Origin of the sequence: uncultured Thiodictyon sp. (assembly GCA_903837595.1) — a bacterium.
In the GTDB taxonomy this organism is placed as follows: domain Bacteria; phylum Pseudomonadota; class Gammaproteobacteria; order Chromatiales; family Chromatiaceae; genus Thiodictyon.
This window is the reverse complement of the sequence record CAILVI010000551.1, coordinates 1-2,699: the sequence shown is the minus strand read 5'-3', so window position 1 is coordinate 2,699 and position 2,699 is coordinate 1. Positions and strand designations below refer to the sequence as shown.

At 66.5% G+C, this 2,699-nt stretch carries 2 protein-coding genes; both read left to right on the top strand.

The features are described 5' to 3' along the window. Positions 1 to 223 (top strand): hypothetical protein (locus QZY44_RS33300; RefSeq protein ID WP_295457923.1); only part of this gene is annotated, 223 nt, incomplete at its 5' end. A 799-nt stretch (positions 224 to 1,022) separates the two neighbouring features. Beyond that, positions 1,023 to 2,141, top strand: a complete 1,119-nt coding sequence (locus QZY44_RS33295) for a DNA-binding protein (protein ID WP_295457920.1) — start codon at positions 1,023 to 1,025, stop codon at positions 2,139 to 2,141. Positions 2,142 to 2,699: the final 558 nt, after the last annotated feature.

Genomic DNA, 2,699 nt, shown 5'->3' with positions numbered 1-2,699 from the left:
GGCGATTGAACAAGAACAAACCTTTGCGCTGTGCTTTGGCAATCGCGAGATGTTTCCGGAACACTTGATCTCAACCGCTCGACAAGAGTTGACGGAAACCGTTGCAAAGTTGGGTTACAAGTCGTTGGTTATGCCTGCGGACGCGACTCCCCTTGGCGCGGTGAAGACGGTAGGACCCAACAAGCCCGCGCCACGCTTAAGTTTTTGCGGTTGTTCACGGTGAAACGGTAGGAACGAAGACGGTGAAACGGTAGGACTACCTTTAGAGGGAACCTTTACCTTAGCCTGTAGCTGGCCGCCCCCGCCTGTGAACAACTCGCCAGCCGAAGGACCGGAACCAGCGGCAAGACCGCACCCAGATCCACAGCACCGGAGTCGCGGAGAGGCCCAAGACGAAGAGGTTTTGCAGGACGGAGGGGCGGCAAGCTCAGTGCCCTACAGCGAACCACAAAGCTGCTGAGAGGCCATGAAGAGGTTTTACGCCAAGGAAGCAGGGGCAGGGGTTCAACCAGGTCGGCCAGCTTCGAGGGGCTGAGAGGTCGAAGAAGGGCAGTAGGAAAAGAACGAGGCACCGGCTTTTTAGGGACGAAACCCCGGAAGTGTCGACACTTTCAACGCCGGCGGGGCTGTTTCGGGGTCGGCGCCAGCCCGGCCGGAGTCGTGCCGGCGGGGTTTCTGTCTACATCGTCGGGGCTGGAAGGCTCGCCAGGACTGGAGCGAGGCGCAGCGGCCAGGTCAGCGAGTAGCCGCGGCAGCCAAACCGCCGCCCTGGCGCGTTGCGCGGGGCTGTAGCGCGGCTGGGCCAAGACCCCCACCCGATCCGCCGGGGGGAGATGGGCGCGCCGCGGTGGCGGCTGTGGGGCTCTTGGGGTAATTATGGCGCGGGCTCCCGTGCGGTCGGGGTGATTTGAAGCATATCGGCACCCCTGACCCTCTTTCCTACCGCCGGCCGGTATTTGTCTGTGCTTTGTTGTAGTATGTTGTAGGATACAACTTACTACAACATGAAAAGGTTACATCCAATGGCAATTACACCCGAGCAGATCATCGAGACCGCCGAGGCCCTGGTGGAGCGGGGCGAGTCCGCCACCCTGGCCGCGGTGCGCCGGGAGTTGGGGGGCGGGTCCTATACGACCATCAGCGAGGCCCTCAAGGGCTGGCGCGAGCGGCGCCAGGCCACCCAGGCGCGGGCCGAGGCGGTGCAGGTGCCGGCGCGGGTTCAGGAGGCCCTCACCCAGGCGGGCGTGTTGGTCTGGACCGAGGCGGTTCGCCAGCACGCCGCCCAGCTCGCGGCCGAGCGTGAGGCCCTGGACCTGGAGCGCCAGCGCAACGAGGGGGAGCGGCGCGAGGCGGTCGAGCTCGCCGACCAGGTGAGCCGGGATCTGGATCAAGTCCGCACCGAGCGTGCCCAGGCGTTGCAAGACCTCGCCCAGGAGCGCCAGGGGCACGACCAGGCGCAGGCCGAGGCCCGCGAACAGCGGGCGATGGCCGAGGAACGGGGCCGTCGCGGCGAGGCTCAGGAGGCGGAACTTCGGGATCTGCGCCGGCAGGCCGGGGAGACCGCCGCGGACTTGGGCCAGGTCCGCGGTCACCTTGAAGCCCTGCGGGGCCAAGTCGAGGATCTGCGGGAGGCCCGAACGCGCATCGAGGCCGAGCGCGACCAGGCACGGGCGGCACTCCAGGAGGCCCACGGCGAGGCCCAGGAGCGCGCCCGGCGCATCGAGGCCCTAGGGGTCGACCTGGAGGCCCTGCGGGCGCAGGTGGCCGCGGCAGCGCTTGAGGGCGCCCGTCTGAGCGGGACCCTGGAGCAGGCGCGCCAGGACGCCACGGAAGCCGAGCGGGGCGCCAGTGCGGCAGCGGCGCGAGCCGACCGCACCACCGAGGCCCTCGAGGCGGCACAGGAGGCCCGCACCACCGCGGAGCGGGCCGCCGAAGCGCTGCGTTTGGAGGTGGCCACCCTGACCGAGCGCGCGGCCCATAACGCCGATCTACGTGCCATCATCGCGGCCTTGCAAGCCCCGGCACCGAAACCCGAGGCCCCCGCGGCGGCCGTGCCCGAGCTGACCCTGGAGCCGACACCCAAGGCCCCCGCCCGGCGCCGGGGCCGCGTTCAGCAAGAGACGTCAGGAGATCAGGCGTGATGCCAGACCCCACCCGGTGCGTGACGGCCGCGCCCGGGGTGGGCTGCCGCTGCATCCGGCACGGTCTCGTCAATATCTGATCGTTATGGTAGGAAATAACGATTTCAGCTTTCCGCTGGCGCAACCTATCGTTTGAACCGTAGGCAGGCGACAAGGGTTCAGCGTCCTGATCCTCCCGGATCGACCACCAACCCATTGTCCAGCTTGCTACACGAACCAGAGACACTGCCCAGCCATCTGACTTGAGGTTACTGCCATGAGTGACGCGACCCTGCGCTCCAAGACCAACACCGCCTTGTGGATGGCTGTTGCCATCTGTCTGGTTCCCCTCGTGCCCTACGCCCTGGGTGGCTTTGGCGGCGGCTGACCATGGACTCTGCGGATCTGACGAAGGCGGCGCGAGCCGCCTTTTTTGTGCGCGGGTCAGTTTATACGGGGGCAGACGTGACCAGACAGAGTTGCAAATAATCTGGGTCCAAGATCCCCATTATTTGCAGTTAGCTGTGGGGCAGGGGGACCAGGCGTCAGCACCGGCGTTGCGGCCTGGTCGATAGGACT